The 17949-nt window shown below is 31.1% G+C and carries 15 protein-coding genes; all 15 read left to right on the top strand.

Annotated features, from left to right (window positions below; all coding sequences use genetic code 11):
• Nucleotides 1–17: 17 nt before the first annotated feature.
• On the top strand, nucleotides 18–953 hold the full coding sequence (locus BLV37_RS02925; protein WP_091727018.1) for an AEC family transporter: 936 nt from the start codon (nucleotides 18–20) through the stop codon (nucleotides 951–953).
• A 128-nt stretch (nucleotides 954–1081) separates the two neighbouring features.
• Entirely contained in the window at nucleotides 1082–1261 is a 180-nt protein-coding gene (locus BLV37_RS02920; RefSeq protein ID WP_091727016.1) for a four helix bundle protein, read from the top strand.
• Nucleotides 1255–1683 (top strand): 3-hydroxyacyl-ACP dehydratase FabZ, encoded by a 429-nt coding sequence (gene fabZ / locus BLV37_RS02915; RefSeq protein WP_091727013.1) that lies wholly within the window; start codon nucleotides 1255–1257, stop codon nucleotides 1681–1683. Before BLV37_RS02920 ends, fabZ begins: the two co-directional genes overlap by 7 nt.
• A gap of 51 nt (nucleotides 1684–1734) precedes the next feature.
• Nucleotides 1735–3045 (top strand): GumC family protein, encoded by a 1311-nt coding sequence (locus tag BLV37_RS02910; protein ID WP_091727010.1) that lies wholly within the window; start codon nucleotides 1735–1737, stop codon nucleotides 3043–3045.
• A gap of 67 nt (nucleotides 3046–3112) precedes the next feature.
• The gene (locus BLV37_RS02905; RefSeq protein ID WP_091727007.1) at nucleotides 3113–6100 is read left to right on the top strand and encodes an O-antigen ligase family protein; all 2988 of its coding nucleotides are present in this window, start codon (nucleotides 3113–3115) and stop codon (nucleotides 6098–6100) included.
• Between the two features lie 63 nt (nucleotides 6101–6163).
• Nucleotides 6164–7375, top strand: a complete 1212-nt coding sequence (locus BLV37_RS02900; protein WP_091727005.1) for a DegT/DnrJ/EryC1/StrS family aminotransferase — start codon at nucleotides 6164–6166, stop codon at nucleotides 7373–7375.
• A gap of 12 nt (nucleotides 7376–7387) precedes the next feature.
• On the top strand, nucleotides 7388–8011 hold the full coding sequence (locus tag BLV37_RS02895; RefSeq protein ID WP_091727002.1) for a sugar transferase: 624 nt from the start codon (nucleotides 7388–7390) through the stop codon (nucleotides 8009–8011).
• Nucleotides 8004–8780, top strand: a complete 777-nt coding sequence (locus BLV37_RS02890) for a GNAT family N-acetyltransferase (protein ID WP_091727000.1) — start codon at nucleotides 8004–8006, stop codon at nucleotides 8778–8780. Before BLV37_RS02895 ends, BLV37_RS02890 begins: the two co-directional genes overlap by 8 nt.
• A 235-nt stretch (nucleotides 8781–9015) precedes the next feature.
• Nucleotides 9016–10419, top strand: coding sequence for a glycosyltransferase family 4 protein (locus BLV37_RS02885; RefSeq protein WP_091726997.1), 1404 nt, complete (start codon nucleotides 9016–9018; stop codon nucleotides 10417–10419).
• A gap of 12 nt (nucleotides 10420–10431) precedes the next feature.
• A complete protein-coding gene (locus BLV37_RS02880; RefSeq protein ID WP_091726994.1) occupies nucleotides 10432–11508 on the top strand; it encodes a polysialyltransferase family glycosyltransferase in 1077 nt (358 codons plus the stop codon).
• Nucleotides 11483–12670: an O-antigen ligase family protein gene (locus BLV37_RS02875; RefSeq protein WP_091726992.1), complete on the top strand. Its 1188-nt coding sequence runs from the start codon at nucleotides 11483–11485 to the stop codon at nucleotides 12668–12670. Before BLV37_RS02880 ends, BLV37_RS02875 begins: the two co-directional genes overlap by 26 nt.
• A gap of 45 nt (nucleotides 12671–12715) precedes the next feature.
• Nucleotides 12716–14146, top strand: a complete 1431-nt coding sequence (locus tag BLV37_RS02870) for an oligosaccharide flippase family protein (RefSeq protein ID WP_091726989.1) — start codon at nucleotides 12716–12718, stop codon at nucleotides 14144–14146.
• A 56-nt stretch (nucleotides 14147–14202) separates the two neighbouring features.
• A complete protein-coding gene (locus BLV37_RS02865; RefSeq protein WP_091726986.1) occupies nucleotides 14203–15837 on the top strand; it encodes a cytidylyltransferase domain-containing protein in 1635 nt (544 codons plus the stop codon).
• Between the two features lie 13 nt (nucleotides 15838–15850).
• Nucleotides 15851–16921, top strand: a complete 1071-nt coding sequence (locus tag BLV37_RS02860) for an N-acetylneuraminate synthase family protein (protein ID WP_091726984.1) — start codon at nucleotides 15851–15853, stop codon at nucleotides 16919–16921.
• A gap of 33 nt (nucleotides 16922–16954) precedes the next feature.
• Nucleotides 16955–17947 (top strand): UDP-glucose 4-epimerase GalE, encoded by a 993-nt coding sequence (gene galE / locus BLV37_RS02855; protein WP_091726982.1) that lies wholly within the window; start codon nucleotides 16955–16957, stop codon nucleotides 17945–17947.
• Nucleotides 17948–17949 lie beyond the last annotated feature (2 nt).

Below are 17949 nucleotides of genomic sequence, written 5' to 3'. Positions count from 1 at the left end.
AACAAAGGGGGCTATCCATGTCATTTTTACCCGTACTAACCCAAACCATGATATTATTTATGCTAATATTAATAGGATTCGCAATAAAAAAGAAAAATGTAGTAACGGATCAAATGCTAAAGGACTTATCAGGACTGATAATGAACATAACACTTCCAGCTCTAATCATGACATCAATGAGCTACAAATTCTCCATGGATATGTTCAACAATGCAGTCATGATATTTGGATACGGTGCAATATCCTATGCCTTTGCTATAATATTTGCATTTGTTTTTAATAAAATATTCAAAACGGAAGAGCCCGAAAAAGGAGTGTATAGCTTCTTGATAGTATTTCCAAATACGGCATTCATGGGATTCCCCATACTAAATGCAATATATGGAGAAACAGGTATTTTCTATGGAGCAGTATACAACATCCTTTTCAATATAATTATGTGGACACTGGGAGTAAAATATTTAACAGCACATTCAAAATTAAAAGACAGAAAAGAATCTATGCTAAAGGATTTTCTAAATCCTGGTATGGTATCTATATTTATAGGAATATTATTTTTTCTAGCACCCTTTGAAATACCAGAGATTATTAACAGCCCTCTCAAGCTATTAGGAGATACTACAACACCTCTTGCAATGCTAGTGTCTGGAGGTATGCTGGCTAATATAAAGGGGACAGAAGTATTAAAAAACAAAAAGCTATATATAGTCACCGTACTAAGACTACTAACAATGCCTATATTGATGCTCTTTTTACTTTCAATGCTGCCTATGCCAGAAATAATTAGGGGAGCACTAGTAGTTCTCAGCGGAATGCCATCAGCAATGAACACAGCCATATTCGCAACAAAATACAACTCCAACTCAAAACTAGCATCCCAAGGAGTATTTATAACAACACTACTAAACATGATATCAGCACCATTAATTATATATTTACTAACAAAAATATAAGGGTATGTGGTATAATATATAGGAATTGTTTAGAGATATAGCTTTTAGTTATTAGCTCTTAGTTCTTAGCCCAAAACAGTGTTAAAGAGGGTAGTATTTATGAATGATAGCTTTGAGAAGTTAGAAGTTTGGAAGAGACAAAATATCACTTAATCTTAGCAAGAGACTTAGGTTATGTTGATAATATAAAATATAAGGATATAAAAGAATTAGCTGATGAAGTTGGTAGAATGCTTAATGGACTAATAAACAGTCTAACAACTAACAACCAACAACTAACAACTAACAAGGGGGATAGATCATGCTAAACAACATACAAATACAAAGCATAATTCCACATAGATACCCATTCCTTCTAGTAGACAAAATCATAGAGCTAGAGGAAGGGAAAAAAGCAGTAGGCATAAAGAACGTAACAATAAATGAACCCTTTTTCCAAGGTCACTTTCCAAACAACCCACTAATGCCAGGAGTGCTCATAGTGGAAGCCATGGCACAGGTAGGAGCAGTAGCAGTCATGACCCTAGAAGAAAATAAAGACAAACTAGCAGTATTTACAGGCATAGATAAAATAAGGTTCAGAAAGCAAGTAAGACCTGGAGATACACTTAAAATGGAAGTAGAGCTAATAGCTATGAGAAGAGGAATAGGCAAAGCAGAAGCAGTAGCCTATGTAGATGGAGAAGTAGCTTGTAAAGGAACATTAATGTTTGGAATTATAGATAAATAATATAGTAGGGGCGTACCTTTGGTCGCTCAAAAACGAAAGCGAGGTCAAACCATGCAACAACAACCAATACAACAATACGACTACGAAGAAATATCCCTAAGAGAACTCATAGAAACACTAATAAAAGGCTGGAAGCTAATAGCAATCATAACAGCTATCTGTGTACTAGTAGCAGGAGTATATAGCTTTTTTATAATAGATCCTACATACGAAGCAAAATCAGTACTCATGGCATCATTTGCCACAGACAAGCTAGTAAACATAAGCAAAAACGGAGATAGTGTAGAAGGCATACTAAACACCATATCTACATATCCAGTACTGACCATACAAACATATAAGGAGCAAATAAAAAGCCCTAAAATCTTACAACAGGTAATAGAAGACCTAAACCTATCCGAAAGGGAAATAACAAGAGTAGGTCTAAGAGACATGATAGCTCTTGAAGCTATAAAAGATACAAACCTTATAGAAATAAAAGTATCAAGCAGTGACCCAGAGCTAGCTGCTAACATAGCAAATGCTATGTCTACAAGATTTACAGAGTTTGTAACTGACTTGTCAAAACAACAAGCCTCTAAGTCCTCTAAGTTTCTTAAAGCTCAAATAGAATCAGAGAAGTCGAAGCTAGACGAGGCTTCTTTAGAGCTTAAAAGGATAATGGCTCAACCAAGAGGAGTAGATGAATTAGCAAGTGAGCAAGCAGCAAAGCTTACATTATTAAGCGAATATAAGGTTGGAGTAGTAGAAAAAGAAGTTGCATTAAACAAATTAAAAGCAGGGCTAGCAGCAGCAGAGGAAGAGCTAAAAAACACTCCACAGATACTAGTGACTAATAAATCAGTATCAGAAGATCAGCTCTTAGGTCGTATAGTTTCAGAAAAGAATAATATGTCAGCAGCTGAGGCTTCTAGCATTACAATGAAAAACGAAGAGGTAAACATAAACTATATTGAGCTATCAACAAAAGTAGCCGAGTATAAAATACTGGTATCAGAGACAACAAAAGAACTAGAGTTGATGAAATCAAAAATAGACCAGACACAGAAGGAAATAGAAAAGATACAGTCAGAACTAGCAGAAAAGAAACACGAGCTTAACCTAGTACAAAGAAACGTAGATATAGCACAGGGAACCTATGATGCTTTTCTAAAAAAATATGAAGAAATAAGGGTAGCAGAGACAACGGAAATGGGAGAATCCACCATTAACATAGTCTCTCCAGCACTAGTACCTATCAAACCAGTAGGACCGAGAAAGATGCTCAATGTAGCCGTAGCAGGAGTACTAGGCATTATGCTAGGAGTATTCATAGCATTCTTCAAAGAATACTGGAAAAACTCAGCAGTTAGCAGCAACTAACAACTAACAACTAACAACTAACAACTAACAACTAACAACTAAGAACTAATTTACCGGAGGTAACTCTATGGCAGCAAAATCTGCATCTATAAATAGAAAATCAAATTCCACAATTGAATACATAGTATTTTGGGGAATATGCCTATTACTTTTCATAGGTCCATACTTTAGAGGACTATTCTTTGAAACAGAGTTTTTACCAGCAGGCATATATACCTTCTCATTAGCTTTAATATGGATGATATCTAAATACAAGGACAAAGACTACAAGCTTATCCGCTCAAGTATAGACATATTAGTACTAGGTTTGACATTAATGTACTTTGTTTCTATAATATATGGTGTAAATACAAGACTAGCTATATTAGAAGCATTAAAGTATGGCAATTATTTTGCAATATATATAATAGGAAGAGACCTAATATCGGATGAGAAGCACCAAAAATATTTACTAAACACTATAGTCATAAGTGCTATAGGCATAGCACTAGTAGGTATAGGCTCTGCCATAGGTACCTGGGAATACAATGGGGCTGTCATAGGTGGCAGAATAAGCTCTACCTTCCAATATCCAAACACATTAGCTTCATACCTAGCAGCAGTGTTTATATTGACTATAGGCTTAATTATAATGACAGAAAACAATAAGCTAAAAGCATTATACGGAGCCAGTTCTTCACTAATGCTATTTACATTTATACTTACATATTCAAGAGGAATGTGGCTTATATTGCCTGCATTACTCCTTATACTATTTATTACAATACCAAATAGAAGAAAACTAGAAACTATAATATACATAATAACAAGTGCAATAATTAGTATTCCCTTAGCATTCTTATTTAACTCTAAACTCTCAACAATGGGTTCAGGGCTATGGGGAATAGTACTTGGATTAGTTGTAGCTTCCGCACTACTAACCTATGGAATATCTAAAATTGCAAAAAAACTACAAGAAGTATCTATTAAAATGCTACTGATTTTTATTGGAATATTAGTAGTATTATTTGTAGCATTAGCTTCAGTAGCATTAACTACAACTACATCACTTACTTTAAACAATGATACTACTGAAGATAAATGGACTTCTGTAGTGAGAAACATAAAGGACATATTTCCAGAGGAAGAATATGAACTGATAGTTAAATATACAGGAACTAATCCTGAAGACAAACCCCATATAGGTATAGTAAGACTTTATGGAGTAAGACTAGAAAATAACGAAGAGAAGCTAGATAGAATTGAATTTGTAAATCTAGAAGAAAATCAAGGCGAGCTAAACCTATCATTTACTACCTTAGATAATATAGAAGGCTTAAGAGTGTATTTCGATAATTATTACTCTAGCACATCAATTACCTACACTGAAGCTAGTATTTTTGACAAAACAACAGGAGAGCTAATAAAAGAAATACCTTTAAAATTCAAATATATACCTGAAAATATATATAATAGATTTCAGAGTATAAGCACAAAAGAACGTAGCTCTCAAGCAAGATTAGCATTTTACAAAGATGGATTTAAAGTAATAAAGGAATATCCAATACTAGGAACTGGCGGCGGTGGTTGGCTAACACTATATCAAATGTACCAATCATACCTATACTGGACCACCCAAGCCCACAACTATTTCCTACAGATGTGGATAGAAGTAGGTATATTTGGATTAGGATTATTCATAGCTTCATTGCTATTGCTTGTATATAAACTGCTTAGAAGATATAAAGATATAGAATCAGAAAACAATAAAATACTATTATCCATAATCTTCACAGCAGTATTTGGCATACTTGTACATGCTTTTATGGACTTTGACTTGTCCTTAGTTTCTTTAACTAACATACTATGGGTGTTTATTGGAGTACTAGCTAGCTATACTTTACCTATAGAAAACAAAGATACGATTACAAGCAAATCGAAGAAAAAAGCATTTAAACCACAATTTGGCTATATGAACATAGTATTTTCTGTTTTCTTATTACTAGTGATTTTAGGTTCATCATCACTTATACTAAGTGATTCATATAAAGAAAAAGCCTTAGCTGCAAATGAAAGACAAGATATAAACGAGGCTACTAAATACTTTGAAAAAGCAGCAAAGCTAGATCCATTTATGCCTGAATATAGAATAGACTTAGGTACATTTTATAGAGTAATGTATCAAATGACTAATGATTCGGATTATATATCTAAAGCAGTAGCTTCAGTAGAAAAAGGTCTAGAACTAGGACAGTATAACTCTAACCTACATACTATATGCAGCTCATTCTTCATGAATATAGGACAAGTAGACAGAGCACTAGAACTAGTAGAGAAATCAATAGAGCTTCAACCTATGAGAGTAGAAAACTATGTCCAAAAAACAGATGCATACTTAACTGTTTTCTATCACTATATAGACCAAGGGTACATAGAGAGGGCTAAGGAAATCATAGAACAAGGTTATGCAATAAAACAACAGATTAAAGATATCAACACTATAGCACAAAGGCCATTAAAATATAACGAAGATCTACTATATAATATAGGGTTCATACAATTTAACTATGATAACTTAAACAATCAAGAGTATATAATAGGGGATGACTATGTACTTGATTTTGCTTATTATTTTGATTTAGATACAGATAATGATGGAAATATAGATGAGCTTAGGTTATGGAACCCTGAAGGTGGAGATGTAAAGTATGAAACAATAGAAGATAAAGAAGATAATTATATTAGAATAACTAATAATGGGGAAAGCTATGGATTTATATACTCATATGAACCTAAATTGGATCCTAAAACAGAGTATAAGGTTATATTTAAGGCTAGAGGTAATCTAAACGAAAATACTTTTAGAGTATATGTGTATGATGGTAAACCAGAAAAGAAAATACAAGGAATTCTAGAGAATATAAAGTTAGATGAAAACTGGAATATATATGAACTTAATTTTAAAACAGAACCAGATATTGAATCAGGAACTCAACAGTTAAGACTTCAACATAATGGAAAAGATGATGGATATATAGACATAAAAGAAGTAATCGTGTTAAAGATGACAAATTAGAAAATTATTATTTTAAATAATAAAATGAATATTAAAATATAAATTTTGAAATGGGGGAACTAAATGACTGAGAGAAATATACCTTTTTCTCCACCAGATATTACAGAGGCCGAAATCGAAGAAGTAGTAGACACATTGAAGTCAGGTTGGATTACAACTGGACCTAAAACAAAATTATTTGAAAAGCAAATAGCTGAGTATTGCAGCACTTCAAAGGCAGTTTGCTTAAACTCAGCGACTGCCGCATTGGAACTGACTCTTAGACTATTAGGTATAGGGCCAGGAGATGAGGTTATTACATCTGCATATACTTATTCAGCATCAGCAAGCGTAATACATCATGTAGGAGCAAAAATTATACTTGTTGATACTGCTAAGGATTCTTTTGAAATGGATTATGAAAAGTTAGGACAAATAATTACTGAAAATACAAAAGCAATAATTCCAGTGGATATAGCGGGTGTAATGTGTGATTATGATAAGATATTTGAAGTAGTATATGATAAAAAGCACCTTTTCAAAGTATCAAATAAATTGCAAAACGCTTTTAATAGAGTCATTGTTTTAGCAGATGGAGCACATTCCTTTGGAGCCACTTATAATGGTAAACAAAGTGGCGAAGTCGCAGACTTTACATGTTTTTCATTTCATGCAGTTAAGAACCTAACTACAGCTGAAGGTGGAGCAGTTACTTGGAGAGATATTGATGGAATTGACAATGAAGAAATTTATAAACAGTTTATGCTACTATCTCTTCATGGACAATCAAAGGATGCACTAGCTAAGACAAAGCTTGGTTCTTGGGAATATGATATAGTTGCTCCTTATTATAAATGTAATATGACAGATATTTTGGCGTCATTAGGACTAGTTCAGTTTAAAAGATATCCTGAAACATTAGAAAGAAGAAGGCAAATTATTGAGATATATAATAAGGCACTAAAAAATGAAAATGTACGAGTGCTAAATCACTATAATAAAAACAACTCTTCTAGTGGACATTTATATTTAGTTAGATTACTTGGAAAAGATGAAGAGTATAGAAATAAAGTTATTGAAAAGATGGCTGAAAAAGGTGTTGCGACCAATGTTCATTACAAGCCATTACCGATGCATACAGCTTATAAGAATTTAGGATTTAAGATAGAAAATTATCCGAATGCTTTTGATATGTATAAGAATGAGATTACTTTACCTCTTCATACATTGTTGACGTATGAAGATATTGAGTATGTGGTTGATAGATTAAGAGAAGCAATAAATGAACTTAAGTAATGGGGTGAAGGTGTGTATCGCAACTTTTTTAAAAGAATAATAGATTTAGTATTAGCAATTATTGTACTTCCGTTTTGGCTAATTATTTTGGTTATTATTGGGCCTATTATTTACTTTCAAGACAAAGGTTCTATATTTTATAATGCACCTCGTTTGGGTAAGGATGGTAAGATATTTAAAATGTATAAGTTTAGATCTATGAAGATGGATGCCCCTGACTTGCGTAATGAAGATGGTTCTACATTTAATGCAGAAGATGATCCGAGGCTAACGAAGATAGGTAAGTTTATAAGAAAGACAAGCCTTGACGAGACGCCACAATTACTTAATGTTATTAAGGGTGATATGAGTTTGGTCGGACCGAGACCAGATTTACCAGATGCTATTGATATTTATGATGAAAATGATGCTCAAAAACTCAAAGCAAAACCTGGGATTACAGGTTTTAACCAAGCATATAGCAGAAACAGTTCTTCTCTTAAAGATAAGTTTGCAGATGATGTATACTATGTTAACAACATATCTATATTTCTAGATATAAAAATATTATTTAAAACGATAAAAACAGTTATTTTGTGTGAAAACATATATAAAGACTTAAGTCGAATAGGTGAAAGGGGCAAGTTTCATGAATAGAACTAACAACTTTTTCTTCGTAGAAGAAGATTATTTCAACACACAGCATTTTGGTATAAGGATGGGAAATGTAAAAACTAAAACAAATTTTATAAGCGAGAGTAAAGAAAATTTAATAAGAAATTTTGACGAGATGGTTTCTAAATCAAAGGAAGAAGGATATAAACATTTAACATTTAAAGTTGGAACAAATCAAAAAGAGATTATAAAATGTGCAATGAATGAAGGCATGGAAATAGCAGATACTTTAGTCAGATACGTTTTTGATTTTTCAAAGTCCACGCTACCTCAAATTTATCACAAATGTAGTTTAAAAGACTGTACAAAAGATGACATAAATGCATTAAAAGAGATTTCACGAAATTCTTTTAAAATTGATAGATTTCACTCAGATGATAATTTGCCTAATGAATTGTGTGACTTGTATTACGATAAATGGATTGAGAATTCATACAATGGCTATGCTGATAAAGTAATAGTGGCACATTATAATAATGAAGCTGTTGGATTCACAACAGGCAGATTAGATCTTGTTGAAGGATATGGACAATTGGTTTTATCAGCGGTTTCAGACAAATATCGTGGAATAGGTGTATACACTAGCATGATTTACCATGGTGTAGAATGGTTGATGAAAAACCGCAACGAGGCAATGAGAGGTGTGATTGTGGGCACTCAGATCGATAATATTGCTGTTCAAAAATCTTGGATTAAGTTAGGTTTTACTATTTTTGATAGTCAATATGTATTTCAGAAGTATTTTGGTTAAAAATTAAGGTTTTTTACTATGAATTCTTGTGATTATAACATATAGGGTGATGATGAATACTATTATTGTGTTGAATGTGTTTATCGGTAGATAAATAAATACTTTTTTATTTATGAGAGAGAATATGGCGGGCTATATTTTGTTCTTAATAAATGTTAATAATAGTGTAGTAGAATTAATATATGTTGATTAGAAATACCAAGAACAGAGAATAGGAAAGTTACTGAATAAAACAATGGAATTATTTGTTATAGGGCAAGGATTTGATAAAATAAAAGTTGGAACGCAAGTGAATAAGATATCAGCAGCACAATATTATAATGGTATAGGATTTAAGTATGTAGTATGTAATCTGTGGGAGTATTTATCATTTGTGAAAAAATTTAAAGATAGGAGAGTAATTATGAAGACAGTTTGGTTAGTAAATCCATATGGGCCAATTGAAGGAGAAAAGTGGAGAGCTTATAGTTTCAACCAATTTGGCAAATATTTATCGAGGAATGGTTTTAATGTAATATGGTGGACTGCAAATTTTGCTCATCACTTCAAGAATTATAGATCGAATGGTTGGAAAGATATTGAAGTGAATAAAAATTTCATTATAAGGTTAGTTCCAACTTCATCTTATAAGAAAAATTTTAGTATGGGCAGATTTATAAAGGATGTTCATTTTGCTAAGAATGCCTACAAGGGCTTTAAAAATTTTGAGACTCCAGATATAATCATAAGCGCAGATAATCCGTTAACTTTGAATTATCCAAGTTTTAAATATGCGAAAGAAAAAAACATACCAATTATTTACGACCAAATGGATTTGTGGCCAGAATTCATGGAAAATGTAGCCAGTCAGTTTTTGAAACCATTTTTAAAGATAATGTTTAAACCAGTTTACAAGCAACGGGAAAAAAATTATAAACAATTATCTGGAATAATTGCTTTAGGGAAAAATTATCTTGAAAAAGCTAAAGAGATAGAAATAACATTAAATGAAAAACCGCAGGCTTTAATTTATAATGGAATAGATGTTGAGAACTTTAGAGTACAATTATCGAGAAAAATAGAAGTACCTAATTTACCCAAAATTAAAAATGAAAATGAAGTGTGGTGTGTTTTTGCTGGAACGCTCGGACCATCATACGACATATTAACAATAATTGAATGTGCTAAGCGCTTTAAAGAAGAGAAGAACAGCAAGATCAGATTTATAATTGCAGGTAGTGGACCATATGAAGCTGAGGTTATTAAAGCTAGTAAAGAGTTACCAAATTTTAATTTTGTAGGGAAGCTTTTACCCAAAGAACTGATACCAATTTATGGAATGTGCGATATTGGTCTGGCTACATATACATCAAATTCCAATGTTGATATGCCAGATAAATTTTATGACTATACAGCAGCTGGATTAGCTGTGATTAACTCATTAAAAGGTGAAATTTATGAATTTGTTGAAAAATATAAAGTAGGGGTTAATTATAAAGCAAGTGACATTCATAGTATGTATAAATCAATAGAAATTTTGCTTGATAATGAAAAGTTATCATTATTTAAGAAAAATTCATTAGAATTAGCTATGGAATTTGATGAGAAAGTTCAAAATGATAAGTTGTTAAATATAATTCGCCAAATTCTTTCAATGTAAGGAGATCCAATTATGAATGTTTTTATAATTAATACTCCGTATCATATGTTTATTGCAAGTACCATGATAAAAAAGAAAGATATTGTTGTCATTGTTGATGATTTTGATTTAAATAATAGCAGGTTTTGTAAATTGCTACTAAATAAAGCAATGAAGGATAATAAAATTTATATAATTAAAAGTTTGAGAAGTTTTGGAAAGAATTTATTTAAATTAAAAGTATATATTAGTAAAATTGTATTTGATATTATACAAACTATTAATCAAAATTTTATTAATGATATTATACTTTTTAATGATGGGCATCCAATGAATCAGATTTTTATAAACAATATTATTCAAAAAAAGGATATTATTTTAATTGAAGAAGGAATTGGATTATATAGATATGTAAAAAAGAGATACCATTTTATATATTCACTGATTGGGAAACTTATTTTTGGGATTAGATTTGAAAATACTACATGTATAGGTGAACAATCTAGAACAACAAAAATTATGTGTAATTACCCTAAGTTGTTGAATAATATACAATTGAAGAAAAAAGTGGAAAGAATAAACCAATGGGATTTTAGTATTTTAAAAAACATGAAAGATTTATATGCTATAGATCAAAATTTTAATAAAATACCAGATCATGAATTTAATATATTTATTGGACAGCCACTTGTAGAAGATGGAATTATTAATGAAAAAGAATATATGAAATTAATAAGCACAGTTGTAAGACTATCAACTAAAAAAAACAATTTATTCATTAAACCACATCCAAGAGAAAACATAAGCAAATATTTTTTTATGGAAGAAGAATATGGTGCAATCTTATTAAGAAATAAAGATATCCCAATAGAGTTATTACTATTAGACCAGAAAAAAGCGCGTGTATTTACAGCTTATTCATCAGCTGTATTTAATATAGCAAAGTACTTTAGAATAAATTCATATTTGCTTTATAAATTAATTGATTTTAATCCCAAGATTCCCTGTGAAATGTTAAAATCCTCCTATATAAATGTGGTAGAAAATTTTAAAGAGTTATCAGAGTTAAAGGGGAAAATCACACATGAAAATCAAAATTCAATTAAGTAGCAATGTTTTTATAGGACTATTAACGTTTTCAATTGGTTTTTTGTATACGTTTAGAGGGCAATTTTATATAACAAGTAAAATATCAGTTTTCTCCTTATTACTTTTAGTCTTATTTACTTATAAATTATTTTTTTTGAAAAGAACTAAATTTAGTTTTGCTGAATTACTAATATATATATTATTATTATTTTATCCACTATGGCCAAATTTTATAGCTATGAATAAATTTGGAAGTTTTGAAGTAGCTGATTACTTAAGACTAATTGAAGGAATATTAATTTTAATAATCTTTTCAGATAAAGAGTTTGCAAATTACGAATACAAATATCTATTTCGAGGAATGTTAACTTCAACAATTTTTTCTATTTTATTGAATTACTCTCAAATAGTTAATTATTTTTTAACAGGTAAATTTAGTTTGTTTGTAAATCCTTTATATGAAGAAATTAATTATGCATCATCTTATTATATTTTAGTTCTTTCCTTTTGCTTTATGTCGATACTAAAAAATAAGGGGAAAACAATATTTAGTTTAACGAAAAACTTTTTTTTCTCGTTATTAATTATAATAGCGTTATTAATGTCGGTATCTCGTTCTGGTTTTTTAGGATTAACTTTACTTATACTTGTATCAGTGATGATTTATTCCAAAGGATCTGTCTTGAGAAAATTAGGATTAGTTTTTTTGGGAGCAATACCATTAATATTCCTAAGTTCAGAATTTCAAGGAATTTTTGAGGTCATTATGTCTCGGTTTTCAAGTATTACACATCCATATGGTGGGAAAATTGATCCCAGATTTATTGTATGGCGCGAAGCAATAATAGCTAATCTTCTGAACCCGTTTGGCATTGGCTTAAATAATATTAGATATTATACTTCGTATGGTATACCTGAGCATAATACAATTTTACAAGCTTGGAGTGCATATGGACTGATAACCGTACTGTTTATAAGAATTATTTTTAAGAACTTGAAAATGTTTATTACTAGTTATTTACCTAATAGGGACATAGATATTTTAATTATACTATTGATATTTTCATATATACCTTTCGTATTAACCCTAAATTTATTAACGAGTAGGCATTTTTGGGTAATTATCGCACTAATTATTTCTAGAAATAGGTTGAATAATAAAAATAGGATACTTAAGAATTAACTAAAGTTGTACATATAACTTAATTTAGAATGCGAGGAGATATTTTTGACATTGTGGGTTAGGAATAAAAAAATTAAAAACTTTTTTAACTATTCTATAATCAAGTACTTTGCATTAGCTTTTGCTCTTTTAAAAGATTTAGTTAACGCAAAAGTTTTAGGACCTGAACTGTTGGGAGTATATGGAAACTTGTTTCTCTTGTTCACATATTTAACTTATACAGATTTTGGGATTTTGCATTCGATGAATAGAGAATATCCATTAGCAACTAAAAACAATAAAGAAAATGCGAACAATATTTTGTATACAACATTTTCTTTTTTGATTATTATTTCTCTGATTTTATTATTATTAATGATTACTTTTACAATTTTTATTGATGAAAAGTATGTAAGATTAAGTAATCATTATTTTGTGATAGTTGGGCTATGGGCTATTACAGAACAATTTACAAAATACTATATTAATTATTTTAGATTGAAAGGAAATTATTCAGCTATCAATAAAATTGAAATTATTAAAAATATATTTAGTTTCTTTTTGGTGGTTTTTCTTATAAATAAATTTAAAGTTTACGGTATTATTATAAGTATGGTTATTAGTGGAAGTTTATGTGTAATTTATGGCATTCGAATGAGCGAACCAATTAAGTTATATATTGATAAAAAAATTTTAAAAAGTCTTCTTTCGGTAGGTATACCATTATTAATTTATAATTTAGGGTTTTATATATTATCTACTATTGACAGAATTATGATTATCAAGTATTTAAGTACTAAAGATTTAGGATATTACACTTTATCAAATCAATTGACAAATGCAACATTAATGTTTATTACATCGATACTCTTTCTTCAGTATCCAAATGCAATTATCTATTTAAATAACAAAAATTCGAGTAAAGAAGAAAGTTGGAATTACATAAAAAAATATACTGAATATGTTGAGATTTTTGGAGTTATTTTAATTATATTTGGTTTAGTTATTATCCATCCATTTATACATTTATTGATGAGGCAATATATATATTCAATCGATATTTATATTGTGTTAGTGTTTGGGGTTATTTTTAGTAGAATTTATTACTTTGCAAATGCATACATTGTATCCAATAACCAACAAAACATTTTAATTGTGCTACAGGTGCTCGCTGCTCTAATTGCTATATTATTGAATTTTATTGCAATAGAATTTGAATATGGAATTTTAGGAATAGCAATTGCAACTAGTATTGTAAATATTATTTATTCTGTATTGCAATTTTATATTGCAAATAGAATGCTTGAAATAAAAAATGGCTTAATAGAGTCTTTTAAAAGGTTAAATAGAATTATTATATTTTCATTATATTCTATTGCTTTATTGTTAATTGGCTTCAATTATTTAATATATACATTACTTGTAATAAGTATGGGGATTTACCTGTATAAAAAAAAGATGTTTATTGTTATTGATGTAATTAAAAGCATCAAATAATCATTTAGTTGCTCAAACAATTGAGACAAGTATCAAATCAAAGTTGAGGTGATAAAGTGAAAGTTTTAGCAGTAATCCCTGCGCGCGGTGGATCAAAAGGAATACCAAGAAAAAACGTTAGATTGCTGGTTGGAAAGCCATTAATAAGTTATTGTATAGAAAATTCAATAAATAGTGTTCATAATCTTGATGTAGTAGTTTCAACAGATGATGATGAAATTGCCAGGATATCATCTTCTTATGGAGCAAGAGTAATTATGCGACCAGAAAATCTAGCTACAGATAGTGTTACACTAGACCCAGTAATTTTTCATGCAATGAATGAGATGGAAAAAGAAAAAAATGATAGATATGATATTGTCATTACAATGCAACCAACATCCCCACTACTTAAAAGAGAGACGTTAGATGCTGCAATAGAATATTTCATAAAGAATAATTTTGATACAGTCCTCAGTGGTATTAACAAGCCGCATCTTTCATGGACTGAAAAAGAAGGGAAAATAGTTCCTGCTTATGAGAAACGATTGAATAGACAATACTTGCCAAAGAACTTGATCGAAACAGGAGCGTTCTTTATTTCAAAAAGAGCGTTTGTTGAAGAATATAGCAGGTTTGGACCGATTGTATCAGTTTACGAAATATCTGAGAACGAAGCAATAGACATAGATACACCTCAAGATTGGTGGATTGCCGAGAAGGAACTATCAAAGAAGAATGTATTAATTAGAGTAGAGGGTTATTCTGAAATTGGACTAGGTCACATCTATAGAGGTTTGCTGCTTGCGTATAATCTAATAGACCATAATATTAAGTTTGTACTTTCTGAGAAATCAGATTTAGGTATTAAGAAAATTGAAGCTAGTCATTTTCCATATTCAGTTATTCAAAATGACAATGACATTGTGAGTTTAATTAAAGACTTTAAGTGTGATATCCTAGTTAATGACATGTTAGATACAGATGAAGAGTATGTACATAGATGTAAGACTACAGGGGTTAGAGTTGTCAACTTTGAAGACTTGGGAGAAGGTGCTAGACTGGCTGATGCTGTTATTAATGATTTGTATGAAAAGAAGAACGAGCAGAATAATCACTATTGGGGCAGCGAGTATTACTGTATTAGAGACGAATTTTTGTTAGCTAAACCATCTGAGTTTAGAGAGAGCGTGGGAGAAGTTCTGGTGATATTTGGAGGAACAGATCCATGCAATCTGACTAAAAGATTATTTGACGTAATACAAAAGATTGATAATGGTAAAATTCATTATACTTTTATTCTTGGAATGGGTTATAAAAGGGCAAATGAGCTTATAGAGAAATCAAAGATACAAAACTTAAATGTTGATTTTATCCAAGATGTAAAACTTATGACTGAGTATATGGGTAAAGCGGATATTGCAGTTTCATCTCAAGGTAGGACAATGTTAGAACTAGCATCGATGGGTGTTCCAACAATTTTAATGGCTCAAAATAAAAGAGAGCAGCACCATGAATTTGGATACTTACAGAATGGATTTATTAATCTTGGGTTAGGTTCAGAGGTAGAAGATGACACAATTAAACAGACACTATTATGGCTAATTAATAGTCCTCAAATCAGAAAACAGATGAAGGATCAGATGAAAAAGAAAGATCTTAAGAAAGGCATTGATCGAGTTAGAAATATAATCTTAGATCGAAATGTTTAATGGAGGTTTTAGAATGAAAAGTAAAATTATTGAACGTGCACTGGCCGGAGAGTTTGTCTTAATTGCTGAAATTGGTGTGAATTATTATGACATTGCCAAGAAGAATGGAATAGCGCCAATGGAAGCTGCAAAATTAATGGTTAAAGAAGCTAAAGATGCAGGCATCCACGCTGTAAAATTCCAAACATATAAAGCTAGTACTCTAGCTGCAAAGAATTCACCGTCTTACTGGGATACAAATGAAGAGGCAACAACATCACAGTTTGAACTATTTAAGAAATTTGATAGTTTTTCTTTTAATGAGTATAAAGAGTTAGCGGAGTACTGTAATGAGTTAGACATTGAGTTTTTGTCAACTGCGTTTGATATAGATTCTGCAGATTACTTGTATGAACTAATGAATGTTTATAAAATATCTTCTTCAGATCTAACAAATCTACCTTTTGTTGAACATCAAGCTAAAAAAGGCAAATCAATATTATTGTCGATCGGTGCTTCAGATAAAGATGAAATTGATAGAACACTTGAAGTGATTAAAGCTAATAATGACCAACCAATTGTGTTACTTCATTGTGTTTTAGAATACCCAACACCATTTGAGCATGCAAATCTAAATAGAATTGTTACCTTAAAAGAAAAATATTCAGATTTAATCATTGGATATTCTGATCATACAAAACCAGATTATCATGTTGATGTTGTAAAAACAGCATACAATTTAGGAGCCGTAGTTGTTGAAAAACACTTTACATTAGATAAGACTCTTCCAGGAAACGATCATTATCATGCTATGGATCCTGATGACGCTAGAAAAATTGTAGAAGGTGTAGAGTTTATAAGGTCAATACGCGGTTCTTATGAAATCAAGCATCTTGAATCTGAGAATGCGTCAAGACAAAATGCAAGAAGATCTTTAGTTTCAAACATAGATATCAAAGCTGGAGAAGTAATCACTAAAGAAATGCTTACATTCAAAAGACCTGGAACTGGTATATCACCGACAGAAATTGATAATCTTATTGGAAAAACTGCAAAGACTGATATTCAAGAGGATACGATTCTTCAATATGATATGTTTGAATAATGCTAATTTAAAGAAATGAGGTGACCACAACTAATGAACATATTAGTAACCGGAGGCCTAGGCTTTATCGGCAGCCATACAACAATAGAACTAATTAAAAATAACCATTCTGTAATCATCGCAGATAACCTTATCAACTCAAAGATTGAAGTGCTGGACAAGCTATCTATCATAACTGGCATCAAACCAACTTTCTATCAGATCGATGTGACGAATGAAGCGAAGTTAGAAGAAATCTTCGTTAAGCATAAAATCGATGGTGTGATTCACTTCGCTGGCCTTAAAGCTGTAGGTGAATCTGTTTCCAAGCCACTTGAGTATTATTACAGTAACCTTGTTTCTACAATGTTACTTAGCAAGATGTGTGTAAAGTATGGCGTGAATAAGTTCGTCTTCAGTTCATCTGCAACAGTGTATGGTGAACAAGAACCACCTTTAAAAGAAGACATGGAACTTAAGAAGACTACTAATCCATATGGTGAAACCAAAGCTATGAGCGAAAGGATTTTAACTGATACAGCTAAAGCAAATGATGATTTTTCTGTTTCTCTGCTTCGATACTTCAACCCAGTAGGTGCTCATGAGAGTGGACTGATTGGTGAAGATCCTAATGGCATTCCAAACAATCTGATGCCTTTCGTGACAAAGGTTGCTAAAGGGCAATTGGAGAAGTTAAGTGTATTTGGAAATGACTACGATACAATAGATGGGACAGGCGTTCGTGATTATATCCACGTGGTTGATTTAGCGAAAGGTCATGTGAAGGCGATAGAGAACTTGGAAAAGGGTGTTAATATCTATAACTTGGGAACCGGACGAGGTACTTCTGTTTTAGAACTTGTTAATGCTTTTATGAAGGTCAATGACATCAATGTTCCTTATGAGATAGTCGGAAGACGCCCGGGGGATATTGCGACCTGCTATGCGGATGCTAGTAAAGCTGAGAAGGAGCTGGGGTGGAAGGCTGAGCTTGGGATCGAAGAAATGGTGAGGGATGCTTGGAAATTTGAGCAGAATAATAAGTGAAG

The sequence above is a fragment of the Proteiniborus ethanoligenes genome, from assembly GCF_900107485.1.
GTDB lineage: Bacteria > Bacillota > Clostridia > Tissierellales > Proteiniboraceae > Proteiniborus > Proteiniborus ethanoligenes.
This window is presented reverse-complemented; position numbering and strand designations above follow the sequence as displayed.